This is a genomic window from Collinsella sp. CLA-ER-H5 (assembly GCF_040092375.1).
Taxonomy (GTDB): Bacteria; Actinomycetota; Coriobacteriia; order Coriobacteriales; family Coriobacteriaceae; genus Collinsella.
In genome coordinates this window covers 85,905-105,478 of record NZ_JBBNLR010000001.1, presented here as the reverse complement: position 1 = coordinate 105,478, position 19,574 = coordinate 85,905, and the positions used below count along the sequence as shown (strand labels likewise).

At 58.9% G+C, this 19,574-nt stretch carries 20 protein-coding genes; 12 read left to right on the top strand and 8 right to left on the bottom strand.

What is annotated here, in order from left to right:
• Positions 1-143: 143 nt before the first annotated feature.
• The 3 genes from AAAX31_RS00555 (at position 144) to AAAX31_RS00545 (ending at position 5,739) form a co-directional block, all read left to right on the top strand.
• Entirely contained in the window at positions 144-2,141 is a 1,998-nt protein-coding gene (locus tag AAAX31_RS00555; protein WP_349075801.1) for a toprim domain-containing protein, read from the top strand.
• 45 nt (positions 2,142-2,186) lie between these two features.
• Positions 2,187-4,427, top strand: a complete 2,241-nt coding sequence (locus tag AAAX31_RS00550) for a DNA gyrase subunit A (protein ID WP_349075799.1) — start codon at positions 2,187-2,189, stop codon at positions 4,425-4,427.
• Between the two features lie 217 nt (positions 4,428-4,644).
• The gene (locus AAAX31_RS00545; RefSeq protein WP_349075797.1) at positions 4,645-5,739 is read left to right on the top strand and encodes an ATP-binding protein; all 1,095 of its coding nucleotides are present in this window, start codon (positions 4,645-4,647) and stop codon (positions 5,737-5,739) included.
• A gap of 108 nt (positions 5,740-5,847) precedes the next feature.
• Here the strand turns inward: AAAX31_RS00545 and AAAX31_RS00540 are convergent, their stop codons facing one another.
• Together AAAX31_RS00540 and AAAX31_RS00535 are read right to left on the bottom strand one after the other, a co-directional pair.
• On the bottom strand, positions 5,848-6,378 hold the full coding sequence (locus AAAX31_RS00540; RefSeq protein ID WP_349075795.1) for a flavodoxin family protein: 531 nt from the start codon (positions 6,376-6,378) through the stop codon (positions 5,848-5,850).
• A 199-nt stretch (positions 6,379-6,577) separates the two neighbouring features.
• Entirely contained in the window at positions 6,578-7,138 is a 561-nt protein-coding gene (locus AAAX31_RS00535) for a TetR/AcrR family transcriptional regulator (RefSeq protein ID WP_349075793.1), read from the bottom strand.
• A gap of 143 nt (positions 7,139-7,281) precedes the next feature.
• On the opposite strand from AAAX31_RS00535, the gene AAAX31_RS00530 reads away from it, so the two are divergent.
• The 3 genes from AAAX31_RS00530 to AAAX31_RS00520 are packed head-to-tail and all read left to right on the top strand — an operon-like array spanning position 7,282 to position 9,809.
• Positions 7,282-8,247: an NAD-dependent protein deacetylase gene (locus AAAX31_RS00530; RefSeq protein WP_349075791.1), complete on the top strand. Its 966-nt coding sequence runs from the start codon at positions 7,282-7,284 to the stop codon at positions 8,245-8,247.
• Between the two features lie 3 nt (positions 8,248-8,250).
• Positions 8,251-8,949, top strand: coding sequence for a hypothetical protein (locus AAAX31_RS00525; RefSeq protein WP_349075789.1), 699 nt, complete (start codon positions 8,251-8,253; stop codon positions 8,947-8,949).
• Entirely contained in the window at positions 8,937-9,809 is an 873-nt protein-coding gene (locus tag AAAX31_RS00520; RefSeq protein WP_349075787.1) for a hypothetical protein, read from the top strand. The genes AAAX31_RS00525 and AAAX31_RS00520 overlap by 13 nt, the downstream gene beginning before the upstream one ends.
• Here the strand turns inward: AAAX31_RS00520 and AAAX31_RS00515 are convergent.
• Positions 9,784-9,945 carry a hypothetical protein gene (locus tag AAAX31_RS00515; RefSeq protein WP_349075786.1) on the bottom strand — a complete coding sequence of 54 codons (162 nt, stop codon included), beginning with the start codon at positions 9,943-9,945 and terminating at the stop codon, positions 9,784-9,786. The two genes, AAAX31_RS00520 and AAAX31_RS00515, sit on opposite strands and share 26 nt — an antisense overlap.
• Before the next feature lie 235 nt (positions 9,946-10,180).
• Between AAAX31_RS00515 and AAAX31_RS00510 the strand changes: the two genes are divergently transcribed.
• The 4 genes from AAAX31_RS00510 (at position 10,181) to AAAX31_RS00495 (ending at position 12,885) form a co-directional block, all read left to right on the top strand.
• Positions 10,181-10,600: a YjdF family protein gene (locus AAAX31_RS00510; protein ID WP_349075785.1), complete on the top strand. Its 420-nt coding sequence runs from the start codon at positions 10,181-10,183 to the stop codon at positions 10,598-10,600.
• A gap of 405 nt (positions 10,601-11,005) precedes the next feature.
• Positions 11,006-11,635 (top strand): class I SAM-dependent methyltransferase, encoded by a 630-nt coding sequence (locus tag AAAX31_RS00505; protein WP_349075783.1) that lies wholly within the window; start codon positions 11,006-11,008, stop codon positions 11,633-11,635.
• Positions 11,622-11,987, top strand: a complete 366-nt coding sequence (locus tag AAAX31_RS00500) for a class I SAM-dependent methyltransferase (protein WP_349075781.1) — start codon at positions 11,622-11,624, stop codon at positions 11,985-11,987. The genes AAAX31_RS00505 and AAAX31_RS00500 overlap by 14 nt, the downstream gene beginning before the upstream one ends.
• 67 nt (positions 11,988-12,054) lie before the next feature.
• Positions 12,055-12,885, top strand: a complete 831-nt coding sequence (locus AAAX31_RS00495) for a class I SAM-dependent methyltransferase (protein ID WP_349075779.1) — start codon at positions 12,055-12,057, stop codon at positions 12,883-12,885.
• 154 nt (positions 12,886-13,039) lie between these two features.
• On the opposite strand, the gene guaA is transcribed toward AAAX31_RS00495, so the two are convergent.
• Positions 13,040-14,638 (bottom strand): glutamine-hydrolyzing GMP synthase, encoded by a 1,599-nt coding sequence (gene guaA / locus AAAX31_RS00490; protein ID WP_035136929.1) that lies wholly within the window; start codon positions 14,636-14,638, stop codon positions 13,040-13,042.
• A gap of 267 nt (positions 14,639-14,905) precedes the next feature.
• On the opposite strand from guaA, the gene AAAX31_RS00485 reads away from it, so the two are divergent.
• Positions 14,906-15,919 (top strand): asparaginase, encoded by a 1,014-nt coding sequence (locus AAAX31_RS00485; RefSeq protein ID WP_195240286.1) that lies wholly within the window; start codon positions 14,906-14,908, stop codon positions 15,917-15,919.
• Positions 15,920-15,941: 22 nt separating this feature from the next.
• Here the strand turns inward: AAAX31_RS00485 and AAAX31_RS00480 are convergent, their stop codons facing one another.
• Entirely contained in the window at positions 15,942-16,160 is a 219-nt protein-coding gene (locus AAAX31_RS00480; protein ID WP_035136926.1) for a helix-turn-helix transcriptional regulator, read from the bottom strand.
• A 76-nt stretch (positions 16,161-16,236) separates the two neighbouring features.
• Here AAAX31_RS00480 and AAAX31_RS00475 point away from each other — a divergent pair, with 76 nt between their 5' ends.
• Positions 16,237-16,626 (top strand): hypothetical protein, encoded by a 390-nt coding sequence (locus AAAX31_RS00475; RefSeq protein WP_349075777.1) that lies wholly within the window; start codon positions 16,237-16,239, stop codon positions 16,624-16,626.
• A 9-nt stretch (positions 16,627-16,635) separates the two neighbouring features.
• Here AAAX31_RS00475 and AAAX31_RS00470 read toward each other — a convergent pair whose 3' ends face one another.
• The 3 genes from AAAX31_RS00470 to AAAX31_RS00460 form a co-directional block, all read right to left on the bottom strand.
• Positions 16,636-17,019, bottom strand: a complete 384-nt coding sequence (locus tag AAAX31_RS00470) for a DUF1648 domain-containing protein (RefSeq protein ID WP_349075775.1) — start codon at positions 17,017-17,019, stop codon at positions 16,636-16,638.
• An 11-nt stretch (positions 17,020-17,030) separates the two neighbouring features.
• Positions 17,031-18,107 carry a redox-regulated ATPase YchF gene (gene ychF, locus AAAX31_RS00465; RefSeq protein ID WP_349075774.1) on the bottom strand — a complete coding sequence of 359 codons (1,077 nt, stop codon included), beginning with the start codon at positions 18,105-18,107 and terminating at the stop codon, positions 17,031-17,033.
• A 114-nt stretch (positions 18,108-18,221) separates the two neighbouring features.
• The gene (locus AAAX31_RS00460; protein WP_349075772.1) at positions 18,222-19,475 is read right to left on the bottom strand and encodes a 4Fe-4S binding protein; all 1,254 of its coding nucleotides are present in this window, start codon (positions 19,473-19,475) and stop codon (positions 18,222-18,224) included.
• Positions 19,476-19,574 lie beyond the last annotated feature (99 nt).

The following is a 19,574-nucleotide window of genomic DNA, read 5'->3' as shown; positions in this document are numbered from 1 at the left end:
AATCCGCACGACACGTTTTACCCGTTAATCCGAACGATTGTTCGATGGATTTCGTGTTGGTTGGAATCGCCCAAGGGCTGGGCTATGCTACCTTGACTATCTATATGACTTAAACGCAGCAAAGGAGCACCGAGAGAGCGAGTATGGCAAAAAACACCGCAAACTATGGTAACGACAGTATCCGCCAGCTCAAGGACGAGGAGCGCGTACGCCTGCGCCCCGCCGTCATCTTTGGCTCGGATGGACTCGATGGCTGCGCGCATGCCGCCTTCGAGATCCTGTCCAACGCCGTTGACGAGGCACGCCAGGGCTACGGCAAACTTATCACCCTTACCGCCTTTCGCGATGGCTCCATTCAGGTAGAGGATAACGGCCGTGGCTGCCCGCTCGACTGGAACCCTTCCGAGAAGCGATTTAACTGGGAGCTCGTCTTTTGCGAGCTCTACGCAGGTGGCAAATACAACAACAACCAGGGCGGCGACTACGACTTCTCGCTCGGCACCAACGGCCTGGGCTCGTGCGCGACCCAGTACGCATCCGAGTACATGGACGTCACGGTTTGGCGTGATGGTAACAAGTATTCCCTGCACTTTAAGAAGGGTAAGGTCGTCGGCGCCAAGAAGAAGGCGCTCGAGATTGAGCCCAGCGACGAGAACCGCACCGGCACCACCATCAAGTGGCGCCCCGATCTTGAGGTCTTTACCTCGATCAGCATTCCCCACGAGTGGTATCGCGAGACCATGCGCCGCCAGGCCGTGGTCAACGCCAACGTTACCTTCCGCCTGCGCATCGAGGGCGACGATGACGAGTTTTCCGAAGAGGACTTTTGCTATCCCAAGGGCATCGAAGACTACGTGCTCGAGAAGGTCGGTACCGACTACCTCACCGAGCCCTTCTTTATCGAGGCCGACCGTCGCGGTCGCGATCGCGAGGACCTGCCCGACTACAACGTCAAGATTACCGCGTGCATGTGCTTCTCGCGCACCTTCATGATGCAGGAGTACTACCACAACTCGTCATGGCTCGAGAACGGCGGCTCGCCCGAGAAGGCGGCCCGTAGCGCTCTGACCAGCGCCATCGATGCTTACATTAAGCAACAGGGCAAATACAACAAAAACGAGAGCGGCATTAAGTGGCAGGACGTCCAGGACTGTCTGGTGCTGGTGACCAACTGCTTCTCAACCCAGACGTCCTACGAAAACCAGACTAAGAAGGCCATCAACAACCGCTTTATCCAGCAGGCTATGACGGCCTTCTTTAAAGAGCGCCTCTCGACCTACTTGATCGAGAACAAGGACGCCGCCAACAAGATCATGGAGCAGGTGCTCATCAACAAGCGCTCGCGCGAGAATGCCGAGAAGACGCGCCAGAGCATCAAGACCAACCTGCAGCAAAAGACCGACATGGCCAACCGCGTGCAAAAGTTCATCGATTGCCGCTCCAAAGACAAGAGCCGTCGCGAGATCTACATCGTAGAGGGCGACTCGGCAGCAGGCGCCATTCGCACCTCGCGCAATGCCGAGTTCCAGGGTGTTATGCCCGTCCGCGGTAAGATCCTCAACTGCCTGAAGGAGGACTATCCGCGCATCTTTAAGTCCGACATCATCATGGACCTCATGCGCGTGCTGGGCTGCGGTGTGGAGATCAAGGACAAGCGCATCAAGAACCTTGGCGCCTTTGACCTGGACAACCTCAACTGGAACAAAGTCATCATCTGTACGGACGCCGACGTCGACGGTTATCACATTCGCACGCTCGTGCTCACCATGCTCTATCGACTGGTGCCCACGCTTATCGACAAGGGCTACGTCTATATCGCTGAGTCGCCGCTCTACGAGATCAACTGCAAAGAGAAGACCTACTTTGCCTACACCGAGCTCGAGAAGAACGGCATCCTCAAGGAGATCGGCGACCAGAAGTGTTCCATCAACCGCTCCAAGGGTCTTGGTGAGAACGATCCGGACATGATGTGGCTCACCACCATGAACCCCGAGACGCGTCGTCTGATCAAGGTGGAGCCCGAGGACGTCACCAAGATGGAAACCATGTTCAACCTGTTGCTGGGCAACGACGAGGCGGGCCGCAAGCGCCATATCTCGGAGCACGGCAAGGAATACCTGGACCAGTTGGACCTGCAGTAGCAGCAAATCGATAACGACGGCCCTTAAGAAGTTCAAGAGGAAATCGTGGCAAAGAAGAAGACGAAGAACCAGCCGAAGAAAAAGCAGGTCAACGCCGAGAACGTCATCGGCCTGCACTCCGAAGTCACCGACCAGCCGATCACGCAGACGCTCGAGGTCAACTACATGCCCTACGCCATGAGCGTCAACGTTTCGCGTGCGTTCCCCGAGATCGACGGCTTTAAGCCCTCGCACCGCAAGCTGCTCTACACCATGTACAAGATGGGTCTGCTCAAGGGCGAACGCCAGAAGAGCGCCAACATCGTGGGTCAGACCATGAAGCTCAACCCGCACGGTGACGCCGCGATCTACGAGACGATGGTGCGCCTGGCGACGGGCAACGAAGCGCTGCTCGCTCCCTTCGTGGAGTCGAAGGGCAACTTTGGCAAATACTATTCGGGCGACCTGAGCTACGCCGCCTCGCGTTATACCGAGGCCAAGCTCTCCCCCATTAGCGCCGAGATCTTCAAGGACATCGACAAGGACCCGGTCGACTTCGTCGACAGCTACGACGGCGCCATGAAGGAGCCGCGCCTGCTGCCCACCACGTTCCCCAACATCCTCGTCTCGGCCAACAAGGGCATCGGCGTCGCCATGGCATCCGATATCTGCGGTTTCAACCTCAACGAGGTCTGTACCGCCACAATGCATTACCTGCAGGATCCCAATTGCGACCTGCTCGAGTACATGCCCATGCCCGACTTCTCGACCGGCGGCGAAATTATCTACCGCCGCGAGGAGATGGAAAAGATTATCGAGACCGGCCTCGGCAGCTTCCAGATCCGCTCCCGCTGGCGCTGGATTCCCGAAGAGCGCATCATCGAGGTCTACGAGATCCCCTACACCACCAAGACCGATGTCATCATCGAGCGCATCGTCAAGCTCTCCAAGGAGGGCAAGGTCAAGGAGATCGCCGATATCCGCGACGAGACCGACCTTTCGGGCTTGCGCATTGCCATCGACCTTAAGCGCGGTGTCGACCCCGACAAGCTCATGGCCAAGCTCTATCGCTCGACCACGCTGCAGGATTCGTTCTCGTGCAACTTCAACGTGCTGGTCGATGGTTACCCTCGCGTTATGGGCGTGCGCCAGATCCTGCACGAGTGGGTCAAGTGGCGCATTGAGTCCACGCGCCGCCGCATTAACTTTGACCTGGGCAAAAAGTCCGAGCGCCTGCACCTGCTGCACGGCCTTGAGGCAATTCTGCTCGACATCGACAAGGCGATTGCCATCATCCGCGGCACCAAGCTCGAGGCCGAGGTCGTGCCCAACCTTATGAAGGGTTTCGACATCGACGAGACCCAGGCAGAGTTTGTTGCCGAGCTCAAGCTCCGCAACATCAACGAGGAGTACATCCTCAACCGCACCAAGGACATTGCCAAGCTCGAGGGCGAGATTGCCGAGCTTGAGGAGATCCTCTCCAGCGAGGAAAACATCAAGAAGGTCATCAGCGACGAGCTGGCAGCGGTCAACAAGAAGTACGTGATGCCGCGCCGCACGGGCAGGATCGAACCCCATGAGGTTATCGAGGTGAGCCTGGAGCCCGAGGTCGAGGAGTATCCGGTCACCATCATGCTCTCGCGCGATGGCTACCTTAAGAAGATGACGGACCGCGTGCTTAAGAAGGCCACCACGCTCAAGTACAAGGACGGCGACAAGCCCTTTATCGAGTTCCCGTCCTCCAACACCCACGAGCTGCTGGTCTTTACCAACAAGAGCCAGGTGTACAAGTGCAAGGTTGCGGCGTTTGAGGATACCAAGTCGGCCCAGCTGGGCTCGTACCTGCCGACCGATCTTGAGATGGAACCCGATGAGAGTGTCATCTGGGTCATCGACCCCGAGGACTACAAGGCCGACGTGCTGTTCGTCTTTGAGAACGGCCGCGTGGTGCGCGTCGCGCTTTCCGGATACGTCACCAAGACCAACCGCAAGCGCCTCAAGAACGCCATCTACGGTGGCAGCAAGCTGCTGTATGCCCAGGTGCTCAAGGAGGACCGCGACATCGCGCTGGTCTCGAGCGACTATCGTTTGATGAACTTCAACACGTCGCTGCTCAAGACCAAGACGACCACCAACACGCAGGGCGTCCAGGCCTTTACGGCCAAGAAGGGCCGCTCGGTCACCACCGTCGGCACGACCGAGGAGATTCTTGGCGCCGGCGTCTCCGCCGAGAAGTTCACCGCGCAGAGCCTGCCTTCTGCCGGTGCCCTCATGAAGGAAAACGACATGCCGAGTTTGTTTGACTAGGACGACGGCAGAACCGCCATAAGCTCTCAAAACGGTGGGGCCCGGAGCGCAGCAACATCGCGCTCCGGGCCCCGCTCGTTGCAACGTAGTCGGAATAATAGGAATCCCCGTTTTTCACTCCTGCAACCCCACGGCACAAGGCATGTTAAGCCATTGGCAAAACTTGCAAAAGTTAGCAAAAGTTGCAAAAATTAGCAAAACTTGCAAAGGAGCTACCATGGAGTACAGCAAGAACCCCTTTACCCCAACATTCGGAAGCGTCCCTCCCTTTCTAGCGGGTCGCGAGCATATTCTGCGTGACATTAACCGTGGCTTTATCAACGGCCCGGGAGATCCAAACCTGTCGACTATTTTTACGGGCGCAAGGGGAACGGGCAAGACGGCGCTTCTCTCGTTCCTTTCAGAAACGGCGCTTGAACACGGCTGGATCGCAGCAAATGTCTCCGCCATGCCAGGCATGCTCGAAGATATTATCGAGCGAACCAAAGAAGCCGCAGATAGCTACCTCTCACAGCCTCACGCGCGCATAAACGGTGTTCAAATTGGCCCAGTGGGCATCGATTGGACATATGCTCAAGAGGCCCAGGGCAACTGGCGCACGCGCATGAATGGCATCTTTAAGCAACTCGAAAAACATGACATCGGACTTCTCATCACCATCGATGAAGTCACCGTCGATCTCGAAGAAATGCTTCAATTTGCCTCTGTTTACCAGCACTTTGTACGCGAAGGTAAAAAAGTTGCCCTACTCATGGCAGGACTGCCCTACAAAGTATCGGCGTTGCTGCGTAACGATTCCGTCTCGTTCCTCAGGCGTTCCCAATATCATCAGTTGGGACGAATCACTGACGTTGAAATTGCAAACGCATTCCGCAAAACCGTTGAGGCCGGAGGCCGCTCAATCACGCCAGAAGCGCTCGAGGATGCCGTGAAGGCCGTCGACGGATTTCCCTATATGATGCAGCTCGTCGGATATCGCACATGGGATGTTTCGGAGAACTCGCCCAAAATCAGTGCACCTGATGTACAGCAGGGTTCTCTGCTTGCCCGCATGGAACTGCGCGATCGAATTCTCGAAACGACCTATCAGGAGCTTTCCGATAAAGACATTGAGTTTTTGCTCGCGATGCTGCCCGATTCTGGCCCCAGCAGGGTCTCGGAGATAGCCAAACGCATGGGCGTCGCCAGCAACTACGCAAGCCAATACAAACGCCGCCTCCTCGAGGACGGCGTTATCGGGGAACGTGGACGTGGCCTCGTCGGCTTCGACATCCCCGCGTTCAGGGAATTCTTGAACGAGAAGGCGTTTTAGCACACCGGAATTGTCCGCGGGAGCATCGTTGCATGGCAATCAGCAATCCTCTTGGTAAGGGCAGCAAGCATTTCCGCTTGTGCTGATTGCCATGCGCTCCTCTTGTCCTTAGGCGAGCTTGCGGGCGAGCTCGCGCACCTCTTCCAACTTGGGCGAGGAGGCCATGCTGTCGCGCTCGGTCATACCGCTGATGGTGATAATGCCTTGGTCCTCCCACTTGCAGTACGCGCAGGTTGACTTGTACATAGCGATCGCCGCATCATAGACGCCCTCGCTGTGGCTATCGAGCAAAAGGGCCGTCTTGGTGAACGGGAAGCCCGTAGCACCAAAGGCGTACAGGCGGTCGATGGCGGCCTTTTCCTGCGCGGTGATATCGAACCAGTAGATAGGCGAGGCGAAGACGACCATATCTGCGTCTTTCAGCGACTCGATCACGTTGGCCATGTCATCCTTCTGCACACAGGTGCCCTCATGGGCGAAGCAGTACCGGCATCCCAAGCAGCCGGCGATCTTTTTGCTGGCAACGCGGACGACCTCGACCGTATTGCCACCCTCACGCGCGGTCTCGGCAAACGCCTCGACCATGGTGTCGGTATTGGCGCCCTTACGCGGGCTGCCGCTCAACACAACGATATTCATAGGATTCCCTCTCCTTCATGCTGCAGGCGCGCAGCATGTTTTCTTGTAACCAAAACGAATGGAGTTAATCAATCGCCAGCAGGCCATATCTCTTGTTCAAGTTCCCTAAAGAAGCTCAAGACGATTGCGATTGCCTTATACAACGTCGAAAATCAACGAGGGAGCCATAGCTGCGCCGCCTGCCCAAAATGGCACGCGGTCAAGATGGGCTACGGGGATCGTGACGAGCCGATACCGCCCGCATGCCCCCTTCGGAATAAGTGCTGAGCAGTTCCTGGGCGTGGGCGAACTCGGGCCCTCGCCTCCAACCAAGCAGGCGGTTGACCGCGAGATTTCCTTGGACGTTGTGGACGAAGAGCAGATAGGCGTCCTCGCGCGAAAGCCCGGTCTCCTCCATGATCGAGGGAACCATCTGCTCGGCGCCGCGCTCGACGACGCGCTGTGCCACCCGGGCGTACGCGTCGTCATCCGAGTAGAGCAGATAATAGTCATCATTTGCCGGCGGGCGCTGGCAAAGGGCGCCCACCTCCGTTCCCTCGAGCGGGGGCGCCGCCGCCAAGGCCTCGTCGATAAGTGCGTCGAGCAGCGCGAACTTGTCCTCGTAGTGCAGATAAAACGTGCCGCGGTTGATGTCGGCGCGGCGGCAGATATCCGCCACCGTCATCTTCGCGAAGCCGACCTCGGCCAGCAGCGCAAAGAACGCCTCCCGTATGACCGAAAGCGTATAGCGCCGGCGACGATCGATCTTCCCCACTTCCATGGCTCCTCCAATTGCAGCGCTCGACAATGCCCAGCAAACGCTCGTTTATCGACAGCAGGCCGAAGCTGTTCATTGCTCTTAAGCAAATCGACATGGATACTTTTTATAGACACCTGTTTATAATAGCTGAAAGAAGGTATCCAGTGACTCTGTACGAGCAGCTCGTTATCGAGCTCACCAACCGATCGTTTTCCCTTCAGGCTGCCTACCGCAGCGGCGGCACGCCCTATGAGCTGAGTGACCGCGAGTCCGAGCCCTACGACCAGCAAATCAAGGACTTCGCCCACATGATCGAGGAAGCCGATTGCGTGCTGGTGGGCGGGGCCTCCGGACTCTCCGCGGCGGGCGGCGGCGACTTCTACTACGAGGACAACGCGACCTATCGCAGGCATTTCGGCAAATTCGCCGAACGCTACGGTTTCAAGGGCGCTTTCGAGGGGTCGTTCTACCGCTGGCCCACCGCCGAGGCGCGCTGGGGATACCTCACCACCTTCCTCGACACTACGCTCAACGCCCCACTACGCAAGCCCTACAAGGACCTCGACGCTATTCTCGCCGAGAAGGATTTCTTCGTGCTCACCACCAACCAAGACACGCAGTTTGTGAAGCTCTATCCCTGGGAGAAGGTGGCCGAGATCCAAGGCGACCACCGCTTCTTTCAGTGCTCCCGCTGTTGCACTGACGAGGTGTGGGACGCGGTCGAGCCGGTCTCCCGCATGGTAGAGGCCATAGGAGACGGCCTTGAGGTTCCGACGGAGCTCGTGCCGCGCTGCCCGCGCTGCGGGGCAGAGGCGTTCCCCTGGGTTCGCGGCTACGGCAACTTCCTGCAGGGCGAGCTCTACGAGGAGCAATACCACAAGGTGTCCGACTGGCTCGACGCGCACGCGCGGCAGAGGATTCTTTTCCTCGAGCTGGGCGTGGGCCGCATGACGCCCGCGTTTATCCAGGAGCCGTTCTGGGCCCTCACGGCGCAGTTGCCGCAGGCTAGCTACATTGCCGTGAACAACAAGACGCAGTTTCTCCCCCGCGCGATCGAGGATCGGGGGCTCGCCGTTCGCGCCGACATCGCCGACGTGCTCGCCGACGTGCGCAAGACGCTGGGGAGGTAGCGCATGGGGGCGGCGAAAGCAGTTCGCATAGGCAGGGCGCTAGCCGAGGCGGATCTTGTCATCATCGGCGCTAGCAACGGACTCGACATTGCGGAGGGGCTCAACCTCTTCTGCGCCGATACTCATTTCCGAGAGGCGTACGGGGACCTCGCTCAAGCAGACGGCATCGGCTGCATACTGCAGGGGCTCGCCTCCCCGGATGCCAGCGTGCGACGCCGATGGGCCGAGCGGTTCCATCAAAAGGAATATCTTGAATATGAGCCCAGCCCGCTCATGAACGGGCTGCGGGATCTTACGGAGCACGCTGACACCTTCGTGATCACGTGTAATATCGACGGACACTTTGCACGTGCAGGGTTCAACGAGAACCGCGTACTCGAAACGGAAGGGAGCATACACACGTCGGTCGACGAAATGCGTCTCGCTCATCCAGACGCCCTCGCCATGGCCCAGCTCGAGGAGCTCGAGCGCCTTGTGCGCACCCATCGCAACGGCAGGGTCGCCATCCTCGAACTTGGCGTGGGACTGCGCAACGGCGTCATAAAGCACATGCTCGCCCAGATCGCGAACGCCTGCGAGCACGCCACCTACATCGTGTTCAACTACAGCCAGGCCATGGCGCCCGCCGCTTCGTGCGAGACAATTTTCGTTGACGGCGATATGGTCCCGGCTTTCGAGGAGATCGCCCGATGCCGCCCCTAGAAAGAGAAGCGACGAGGCTTCGAAGCCTTATCGACGATGCCGACGCCATCATTGTCGGCATCGGCTCGGGCATGTCGAGCGCCGCCGGGTTCAACCATTACAACCGCGCGGGCATGGCGCGCGCAGGAATGACGGACTGGCAGCAAGCCTTTGGCTTCAAGAGCCTTTTCGACGGCTTCTACCACCTCTACCCCAGCCTCGAGCAGCAATGGGCCTACTACGCGCGATACATCGATTTCATGCTACGCGAGCCGGCCTCGCAGCCCTATCTCGACCTACGGTCCCTCATCGGCCATAAGGACTACTTCATCCTGAGCACCAATGTGGACACCCAGGTCGAGAAGACGTTTCCTGCCGAGAAGACCTGCAACTATCAGGGAAGCTTCGCACACCTTCAGTGCAAGCAACCATGCTGCGACGAGCTCTTCGACGCAAGTCCCTACGTCAAGCGCATGCTTACGGGCATGACGGGGTTCGAGATCCGCAGCGAGAATGTCCCCCGATGCCCGCACTGCGGCTGGCAGCTTGTGCCGTGGGTGCGCGATGACACATTTCTGCAGGGCGCGGCTTGGCGCGAGGGCCTCGGACGATACGAGCGCTTCGTGCGCGAGCGCGGCGATGGCCGCGTGCTGCTGCTGGAGCTCGGCGTGGGCGAGATGACCCCCGGCATCATCACGCTCCCGTTCTGGAGTATGACCGCAAAGCTGCCGGATGCGCACCTGTTGAGCGTAAACATCTCGGGCGGCTCGGCACCACTGCAGCTTGGAAGCAAGGCAGAGGCGATCCAGGCCGATTTGGGCGCACTGCTCTCGGCGGCACGGGCGGCGAAGGTATTTAAGCCTCCTTGTCAGTCGCTTTAAGGTATTGCTCGTCGTCCACGGGCTCCAGCCACTCGTTGGAGGCCTCCTCGCCCGGAACCTCCAGCGCGAGATGGGAGAACCAGCTGTCGGGCGCCGCACCGTGCCAGTGCTTTACGCCCGGGGCGATGTTGACCACATCACCCGGGCGCAGCTCCTGTGCCGGCTTTCCCCATTCCTGGTAAAACCCTCGACCAGTCACAGCATGCCGGCAGCGAGGTCAATGCGAATTCACGCGTGCTACAATGCGGGCACCAGAGATGAAAACACAGTCCCCGTCGGGTAGTCGTGGGCGTGCGGGAGTCCGCATCAGTAACCTGCCTCCTTGGTTGTCCCTTCTCTGCATGGTCATCTACATAAAGGAGGAACCAACCATGCAGATCAGCGTGTCGTCCACCCTGACCGTATATCACGACGGCCAATTCTGGGTCGGGCTGGCGGAGCATGTCGAGGACGGCAGATACGGCGTCGTCCGCATCGTCTTCGGCGCAGAACCGTCCGATGAGGAGATTCAGAAATTCGTTACAAGCAAATGGGAGAAGCTCTCATTCTTCGGTGGCGAACCGGCTGAGGCAAGCAAGCCCGCAAAGAACCCCAAGCGGCGCGCTCGCGAGGCGGCGAAAACCCTCAAGCGGCCAGCGATGAGCACCAAGGCGCAGCAGGCGCTCGCGGCACAGAGGGAAGCGTTGAAGCAGGAGTCAGCTCATGCAAGAAGCCAACGCCGCACGGAAGAGGCTGATGCACGCTACGAGCAGAGAAAACTGAAGCGCAAGCAGAAGCATCGCGGGCATTGATCGGTGCCGACATGGGCCCTGACGTGAACAGGGCTACACCCCCTGTTCAAAAAACGAGGGAGGCCATATCGACCTCCCTCGCAAAGGGCAATTTACTTTCTCACTCATTAGTTAGAAACTCTCTCCAGTTTTTTCAGTTTGCCGCGGTTTGCCTTAGTTTGTCCTATTTACACTCAGTCTTAATAATTGCCGCGAATCCATGGGGTCAAATTTGGGTCACGGTTTTTCGGGTCATCCGAGGCGTTTTCGTGGGTCACGGTGGGTCACGGCTTTGCTAGGGAAACGCTGATTAATTCAGCCGACTTTGCCCCCGTCTGCCACCCCGACAAAATAAGGTTAGCCTTATCTTACTTCATGATTCGTGTGTTATAGTTAGATGACTCTAACTGTTTGGGGGCGACAGCCATGCACGAACGCAAGGGTTTCTGGGACAAGAATGCCAGTCGGTACGACCGTTTCATGCGAAACGACCGGGCGGTGTATGAGAAGATGTATGGGCTGATCCGGCCGGTGGTGAAAGCAAAAACCGTACTGGAGGTTGCCACCGGCACGGGGCTTATCGCAAAGAGCATCGTGAATGCGGCGGCGCACATCGAGGCTACGGACGCCTCTGCAAAGATGATCCTTGAAGCAAAGCAGGACAATCAATCCGCAAAGCTGCACTTTTCCGTACAAGATATGTTCCACCTGCCCTATGCACAGAAGTCCTTCGAAGTGGTGATCGCGTCCAACGCGCTTCACATAGTGCCGCATCCGGAAAAGGCCCTGCAAGAAATCAGGCGGGTGCTGAAGGACGACGGCGTGCTCATCGCACCAACCTTCACTCACGCGGGGAGCTCGGTTTCCGGCAAGGCAAAAGCCTTTTTCATGAGTATGGCGGGATTCCCCCTCCACAGCAGGTGGACAAGCGAGGAATACCTGCGTTTCCTGCGTCAAAACGGCTGGGCGGTGCAGAAAAGCGCGGTGCTGAAGGCCTCGTTCCCGTTGACCTATGCGGAATGCACAAAATCGGAGGGGCCAGATGTCGTTCTTTGAAAACACCCGCAAGCCCGTGGGCCTCGGCGGAAAACTTATGGTTGCCATGATGAATCTGGGCCACAGCCCTATGGCGCGGTGGGGACTTCAGTTTCTACGACTTGCGCCAAACGCCAAGGTGCTGGATTGCGGCTGCGGCGGCGGGGCGAACATAAAACGGCTGCTGAAAAAATGCCCGCATGGCGTCGTCAAGGGCATCGACTATTCGCCCGTCAGCGTGGAGAAGGCTAGAAAGCTCAACCGAACTGCAATTCAGGAGGGGCGTTGCGCCGTTCTGCAAGGCAGTGTGGCGGATATGGCGTTTGAGGACGCCATGCGGGCATTTTTGCATCCATCCTGCACATGGCGATAGGTATGACAGTCATAGCGGCTGTGCTGGCGGCAATTATGACAGTTTTTATTCGCTGAGGAAGGAACCTATGAAATGTAAAATTGAGAAAAACACCGTGCAGGAGACGCTGATCCTCCCGCTGTATTCCCGGAAGCTGTGTACGGAGCTGTACCCGAACCTTTACAGGGATGAAACAGCGGTTCGTCTGCTCGACCAGATCGACTACGACTTTTCAGAGGCAGAGAAAAGCTCCCGCAGCCTGATGCAGCGTTTTGGTGCGCTGGAGGTGGCCATGCGGCAGGGTGATCTTGCTTTCGAGGTGCGGGATTACCTGAAAGGCCACCCCAATGCAGCGGTGGTCAATCTGGGCTGTGGGCTGGACAACACCGGCAGAACCTGCGACAACGGTAGATGCAAGATCTACAATCTGGACTTCCCGGATGTGATTGCCTTGCGGCAGCAGCTACTGCCCGCCGGGGATCGAGAACAAAATATCCCCTGCGACCTGAAAGACACCGTATGGTTTAGCAAAATCAATGCCTCCGGCGGGGCGGTGTTCTTTGCCTCCGGGGTGTTCTATTACTTTCTGACCCAACAGGTCCGGGAACTGGTGCGGGGGATGGCGGACGCTTTCCCCGGCAGTGTGCTGGTCTTTGATGCTGCCAATCGGACGGCGGTAAAGATGATCGCAAAAACATGGCTTAAGACTGCAAAAATCAAGGATGTGGGGGCATATTTTGCGGTTTCGGATGCCGCCAAGGAAATCGGCACGTGGGGCAGACGTCTGCAGGTCACAAGTCGCGGCTATATGCTGGGTTACAACGATTTGAAAGACCCTTCTGTCAGCGGCTTTTTCCGGTTTCTCGCAAGGGTCGGTGACAACGGGATGAAAATGCAAATCGTGAAAATAAGATTTTGAGAGACAAAAATGAAGCGCGCTCACTTTGACGTTGAAGAAGACGGCTTTTACGGCGCATATTGAGCGCGCAAGAACACACATACAGCAGCGGGCACGGATTCGATTGAAACCGTGCCCGCTATCTGATACTATATTATTTTATCGAACGTCTGTTCTATTCCCACTCGATCGTCGCGGGCGGCTTGGACGTAATGTCATAGCACACGCGGTTGGCACCCGGGACCTCGGCAACGATGCGGCCGGAGATGCGGGCCAGCACGTCGTAGGGCAGCTTGGCCCAGTCGGCGGTCATGGCATCGCTGGACTCGACGGCACGCAGGATGATCGGGCGCTGATAGGTGCGCTCGTCGCCCATAACGCCGACGGACTTGATGTCGGGCAGGACCGCAAAGTACTGCCAGCAGCTGTGCTCGGAGTTGCGCTCGCCGGTCTGCTCAAACAGGCGCTGGTTGTAGGCGTCGAGCTCCTCGCGCACGATAGCGTCGGCGTTCTTGAGGATCTCGAGCTTCTCCTTATCGACCGCACCGATGATGCGGATGGCCAGACCCGGGCCCGGGAAGGGCTGACGGAACACGATGTGACCCGGCAGGCCCAGTGCCAGACCAAGTGCACGGACCTCGTCCTTAAAGAAATGATCGAGCGGCTCGATGAGGTCGAAGTGCACGCCCTCGGGGAACGGGATCAGGTTGTGGTGGCTCTTGATGGTGGCCGTCTTGCCGCCCGTCTTGCGAGCGCCGGACTCGATGATGTCGGGGTAGATGGTGCCCTGAGCCAGGTACTTGACCGGCTTGCCATCGGTCTCGAGCTGCTGCGCCACGGCGAAGAACTCTTTCCAGAACTGCGTACCGATGATGCGGCGCTTCTCCTCGGGCTCGGTCACGCCAGCCAGAAGCTCGGCATAGCGGTCCTCGGCATGAACATGGATAAAGTCGACGTCAAACTGCTTGGTGAAGACCTCCTCCACCTGCTCGGGCTCGCCCTTGCGCAGCAGGCCGTGGTTGATGAACACGCAGGTCATCTGCTTGCCCACGGCACGGGCGCCCAGGGCGGCCACGACGGAGGAGTCGACGCCGCCGGACAGGGCCAGAATCACGCGGTCGTCGCCGACCTTCTCGCGGAACTCGGCCGTCATGGTCTCGACCAGGTTGTCCATGCTCCAGTTGGGCTCCAGGCCGCAGATCTCAAACAGGAAGTTGCTCAGCAGCTGCTGACCATACTCGGAGTGCTTGACCTCGGGGTGGAACTGCGTGGTGAAAATCTTGCGCTCGACGCACTCCATGGCGGCAACCGGGCACACGTCGGTGCTGGCGGTAACGGTAAAGCCCTCGGGCACCTCGGAAACGGCGTCGCGGTGGCTCATCCACACGGTCTGCTCCATGGGCGTAGAGTTAAAGAGCTTGGCGCCTGCCGTGCGCGTGATGGTGGCGCGGCCATACTCGCCCACCTCAGAGTGGCCGACCTTGCCGCCGAGCGTCACGGCCGTGATCTGATGGCCGTAGCAAAAGCCCAGGACGGGAAGGCCCAGGTCAAAGATGGCGGGATCGATAGACGGAGCGTCCTCGGCATACACGGAAGCCGGGCCGCCGGAAAGGATGAGCGCAGAGGCGTTCATCTCGCGAATCTCGTCGGCCGAGATGTCGCAGGGGACGATCTCGGAATACACGTTGAGGTCGCGGACGCGACGGGCAATGAGCTGACCGTACTGCGCACCAAAGTCGAGTACGAGGACCTTTGCGGAAGCCTTTTGATCCATGGTTCCCCCTCTTGTTGGCGGGGAGCCGGTGCCCACCCGCGTGAATGAACGAAAATAACCTCCATAGTGTACACGTTATATGGGGTTTCTCGCCCCTCGCAGCCATCAGCGCACGGCAAACGCACGACCTGGGCCCCTATTTGACAGCAATTGAAGTGTTTTCAAACGTTACAGATGATGTAATACGTTTGAACATTGGACGCCCTGTGCCACAATACTGCCGAACGACTCCGCCCTCGCGGCGGCAAATACGATAGGAATACCAGCATGAAGCGCATCCTTCTCATCGCCACGGGCGGCACCATCGCATCGACCGAGGACGGCAACGGCCTCTCCCCCGCCCTGACCGGTGAGGAGCTCGCCCAGAGCGTCCCCGAGATCTCGGGGCTCTGCGAGCTCGACGTCGTGCAGCCCATGAACATCGACAGCACCAACATGCGCCCGAGCGACTGGATGCGTATCCGCGACGTCATCGTCGAGGGTTATGCCGACCACGACGGCTTCGTGATTCTGCACGGCACCGACACCATGAGCTACACCGCAGCAGCGCTTTCCTACCTGATTCAGGACAGCCCCAAGCCCATCGTGCTCACCGGCTCGCAAAAGCCCATGGGCAACCCATTTACCGACGCCAAGCTCAACCTGTACCAGAGCCTGCTCTATGCGCTCGACGAGCATTCGCACGACGTCTCGATCGTGTTTGGCGGCGTCGCCATTGCCGGCACGCGCGCCCGCAAACAGCGCACCATGAGCTTTAACGCGTTCATTAGCGTCAACTATCCGCCCATTGCCTACATCCGCAATGACCGCATCGTGCGCAACGGGCTTCACGGCACGCATCAGGGCGAAAACCCGGTGCGTTTCTACGACAGCATCGACCCGCGCGTATTTGTACTCAAGCTTACGCCCGGCGTAAACCCGGGCATCCTCGACGCCCTTGCCGATAGCTACGATGCTGTAATCCTTGAGACCTTTGGCATTGGCGGTATTCCCGAGTTTGGCGAGTCCGGCGATTCGTTCCAAGAGGCAATTTTCCGCTGGGTCGATTCGGGTCGCACCGTCGTTATGACCACGCAGGTCCCCGAAGAGGGCCTCGATCTGGGCGTTTATGAGGTCGGCCGTGCTTACGCCGATCATCCGGGTATTTTGCGCGGCGACGACATGACCACCGAGACGCTCGTGGCCAAGACCATGTGGGCGCTCGGCCAGTCACGCGATGCGGCAGAGATTCAGCGCCTGTTCTACAGCCAAGTCAACCACGACCGCATCCCGATGGCGTAATTCGGTTGTCGACGGGTATCCCCTATTCGATACCCTCGAGAAGCTCTGACACCGTCATGCCGAGTGCGGGCGCGATCTTAAATAGAACCTTGAGCGTGAAATTTGCCGTCCCATCTTCGATTCGGTCGAGGTAGGGTCGGCTGATTCCTGTCGCCACACAAAAATCAACCTTGGAGATACCAAGGTCCCTGCGTGTCTCTTCGACCCGCCTGCCAAGAATCTGTTTCGCACGTTCGTCCATGCAGCCGAGTTTGAAATGGAGGCGAACATAAACGTAAACTATAGTTTACGTTTTCCCGAATACACAGGAGTTTTCTATGTCGGGATCTTCGGTCCGCATGTACCGAGCCACGCTTCGCACAAACAGCGCACCGCCCAAGCTCGTCGTCGTTGAAGCAGAATGCCGTTCGCCCGATGAGCGCACAGCATTTGCATTGCTATCAAGTCGCGTCGTCGCCGTTCTGGTCCCTTGCCCGGCGCAAGGTGAACTTGCCATTCAATGCCAAACGCACGGCTGCTCGCTCAATCAGGTTGCCGTAATCGCAACCAGCCAACGCGGCCTGCCGCTCCTTTTAGAAGCCGGCATAGCACTCGCCCTTCGCGGCGCCGGATACGAAAACGAGGCCGCCGCCGATGTAGTCTTTCAACCACGGTCGAGCGGCGGCCTCGCAGCAGCCATTGAATATGCGTGCAGGCTCGTTGCCTAAAAGGACAAGCTAGAAACCAAAGCCAAAGCCCGTTCCGGTAATCGCCGAGTACATAAAGTAAACGTTGATCACGTTGAGGAACACACCCGTGATGCAACCGTTACGCAGGTAGCGCTCGCACACGATGCGCGCCATGGCGGCAGAGTCCTCATTGTTTTTAGCTTGACGTCCCGCCGTAAAGTATGTCACCACGCTCAGCAGCAGGTTGAGCACCGGCAGCGCCAGTAACTCGTAGCTCTTGCCCCAGCGCGTCACCTCGCCGGCGGCGTTAAACTTCGTTGCCACCTCGGGGCCAATGTTGGGGATAACACACGCTGCGACCACCAGCGGAATCACCGCAAGCACGAGCAGCGCGATACCCATGTAGCCAGCTTTTTTGCCGTATTTGAACATGCGCGTCGTCCTTACACGTTAAAGCGGAAGTGCACGACGTCGCCATCGGCCATGACATAGTCCTTGCCCTCAATACGCAGCTTGCCGGCGGCCTTGGCGCCCTGCTCGCCGCCGAGCTCGATGTAGTCGTCGTAGCCAATGACCTCGGCCTTAATAAAGCCGCGCTCAAAGTCGGTGTGGATGACGCCGGCAGCCTGCGGGGCGGTCGCGCCCTGACGCACCGTCCAGGCCTTGACCTCCATCTCGCCGGCCGTAAAGAACGACTGCAGGCCGAGCAGCTTGTAGGCAGCCTGAGCGAGCACGTCCAGGCCGGGCTGCTCCAGGCCCAGGCTTTCCAGGTAGTCGGCGGCGTCCTCGGGATCGAGCTCGGAAAGCTCGGCCTCGATCTTGGCGCAGATCGGCAGCGGCTTGACGCCATCGATGGGCGCCAGGTCCTCGTTGAGCATGTCCTCGTCTACGTTGGCCACATACAGGATGGGCTTCATGGTGAGCAGGAACAGGCCCTTGGCGGCGGCACGCTCCTCGTCGGTCATCTCCATGGATGCGGCGCGCTTGCCTTCGTTGAGCCAGGCAAGCAGGCGCTTAGCGACCTCGAACTTGGGCATGAGTTCCTTGTCGCGCTTGGCCTCCTTCTCGAGCTTGGGCAGCTGCTTCTCGAGCGTGGCCATGTCGGCCAGGATGAGCTCGGTCATGATGGTGTCGGCATCGCCGGCAGGATCGACGAACTCGCCCGTGCGGCCCACCTCACGCATGACGTTGGGGTCCTTAAAGTAGCGCACGACCTCGCAGATGGCATCGGTCTCGCGGATGTTTGCCAAGAACTGGTTGCCCAGACCCTCGCCCTCGTTAGCGCCCTTCACCAGACCCGCGATGTCGACGAACTCGACCGTCGCCGGCACAATGCGGCCCGGGTTGACGATGTCGGCGAGCTTTTGCAGGCGGCTATCGGGCACGTCGACGATACCCACGTTGGGGTCGATCGTGGCAAACGGGTAGTTGGCGGCAAGACCGGTCTTTTTGGTAAGCGCGGTGAACAGCGTCGACTTGCCCACGTTGGGCAGGCCCACGATACCGATGGAAAGGGACACGACAGCTCCTTTTGGTACAAGTATTTCAAACTGCATAAGTATAGCGCCGCCGCAGCATCCGGGCGAACCCGGACACCGCGGCGGCACGAATGAAGCAGAGATAGAGGTCGCCGACTAGTCCGCGAGCTTCTCCACCTGATCGAGCATCTTATCGAGCTTGGCCTTTGCCTCGGCCTTGACCTTCTGGGCTTCTTCGTGGGCCTTCGCCTTCTGGGCGGCCTTTTCCTCGGCTTCGGGATCGACGACGACCAGATTGGACGCGTCGTGCTCAACCAACTTGAGCGCATGCTCGGGGCACACCTTGACGCAGGCACCGCAGCCCAAGCAATACGTGGACTCCAGCGCAAAGCGGCCGCTTCCCACCAAATCGCAGGCAAACGTGGGGCACACGTTGACGCACTCGCCACACGACGTGCACTTGTCAAAATCGCATTCCGGCGTGCTCACCTGCATGTTCTGGGCAAGCTCGGGGTGGTTTTGCAACGTCGAGAGCACCAGTTGGCGCCCGTGCGTGAGTGAACGGCGACGCTTGGTCGTCGTGGTGCCGCACATGGTATTGAGCGTGCGCTCCAGCTGGGTAATCTGATGGCGATGGGCCTTGAGCTTCTGCGTCACCGAGGCCAGCGCCGCCGTCGCCGGGTTGAGCTTGGTCACGGTAAGGCCCGTGGTGCGGGCAATCTTATCCATGTACTCCTTGCGCTCGTACTCGCGGCGCTTATGACATTTGAGGCTCTTGGGGTCGACCTCCAGGCCCATGCCCGTACCGGCCCACTCCTCGGCAGTGGCGATGGCCTCGCCCAGAATATCCTCGCCACCGGTGTTGCGGCACTTATCGCACACGCCCAGCGGCAGGTACACGCTCACGTTGGGATAGTCGGCCAGCACCGAGAACCAGGTCTCGGCCGTAATATCGCCCACGCAGGCAACGACGACCTCGTTCTCGCGCGGCATGCGCTTAAGGGCACGCGTGCAGGTAACGTAGGCGGTCTCGTGACTCGTAGCTGCCGAGACAATGTCGTCATACAGGTTTTTGGGCGCCAGGCGCGGCGAAATAATCGCCTCAGTCGGGCAGGCGGCAGCGCACAGGCCGCACTTGCGACAGGAATCGAGGATCTCGATGGCGTCTTCCTCGACCTCGATAGCGTCGACCGGGCAAACGTCCATGCACGCGGTACAGCTGCTCTTTTCGTTTTTGCAGGTCAGGCACGGAATGGTGTTGCCACGCGGACGCTCCTTGTAGTCGGCAGGATTCCACTGCGGCGCCGACGGATCGAGCGCATCGGTCACACCGCCAAGCGGGTTTTTTAGAAAGTCGAAACCCTTGCTGATCTCGATAATGTCATCAAACAGATCGTGTTCCTGCGCCATGCGCGGCCCCTCCCTGAGCAGTGCAAACAAGCAAGAGATAATGATACGCCATCGGCCCACGCCTCGGGTAAATTACACGCGGCGCATCTTTGCGGCAAA

Coding starts and splice junctions, on each gene's coding strand:
- AAAX31_RS00505 (WP_349075783.1), top strand. CDS start 11,006: ATGCACGAACGCAAGGGTTTCTGGGACAAGAATGCCAGTCGGTACGAC.
- AAAX31_RS00555 (WP_349075801.1), top strand. CDS start 144: ATGGCAAAAAACACCGCAAACTATGGTAACGACAGTATCCGCCAGCTC.
- AAAX31_RS00460 (WP_349075772.1), bottom strand. CDS start 19,475: ATGGCGCAGGAACACGATCTGTTTGATGACATTATCGAGATCAGCAAG.
- AAAX31_RS00540 (WP_349075795.1), bottom strand. CDS start 6,378: ATGAATATCGTTGTGTTGAGCGGCAGCCCGCGTAAGGGCGCCAATACC.
- AAAX31_RS00525 (WP_349075789.1), top strand. CDS start 8,251: ATGGGGGCGGCGAAAGCAGTTCGCATAGGCAGGGCGCTAGCCGAGGCG.
- AAAX31_RS00480 (WP_035136926.1), bottom strand. CDS start 16,160: ATGGACGAACGTGCGAAACAGATTCTTGGCAGGCGGGTCGAAGAGACA.
- AAAX31_RS00510 (WP_349075785.1), top strand. CDS start 10,181: ATGCAGATCAGCGTGTCGTCCACCCTGACCGTATATCACGACGGCCAA.
- AAAX31_RS00470 (WP_349075775.1), bottom strand. CDS start 17,019: ATGTTCAAATACGGCAAAAAAGCTGGCTACATGGGTATCGCGCTGCTC.
- AAAX31_RS00495 (WP_349075779.1), top strand. CDS start 12,055: ATGAAATGTAAAATTGAGAAAAACACCGTGCAGGAGACGCTGATCCTC.
- AAAX31_RS00535 (WP_349075793.1), bottom strand. CDS start 7,138: ATGGAAGTGGGGAAGATCGATCGTCGCCGGCGCTATACGCTTTCGGTC.
- AAAX31_RS00500 (WP_349075781.1), top strand. CDS start 11,622: ATGTCGTTCTTTGAAAACACCCGCAAGCCCGTGGGCCTCGGCGGAAAA.
- AAAX31_RS00485 (WP_195240286.1), top strand. CDS start 14,906: ATGAAGCGCATCCTTCTCATCGCCACGGGCGGCACCATCGCATCGACC.
- AAAX31_RS00545 (WP_349075797.1), top strand. CDS start 4,645: ATGGAGTACAGCAAGAACCCCTTTACCCCAACATTCGGAAGCGTCCCT.
- guaA (WP_035136929.1), bottom strand. CDS start 14,638: ATGGATCAAAAGGCTTCCGCAAAGGTCCTCGTACTCGACTTTGGTGCG.
- AAAX31_RS00475 (WP_349075777.1), top strand. CDS start 16,237: ATGTCGGGATCTTCGGTCCGCATGTACCGAGCCACGCTTCGCACAAAC.
- AAAX31_RS00520 (WP_349075787.1), top strand. CDS start 8,937: ATGCCGCCCCTAGAAAGAGAAGCGACGAGGCTTCGAAGCCTTATCGAC.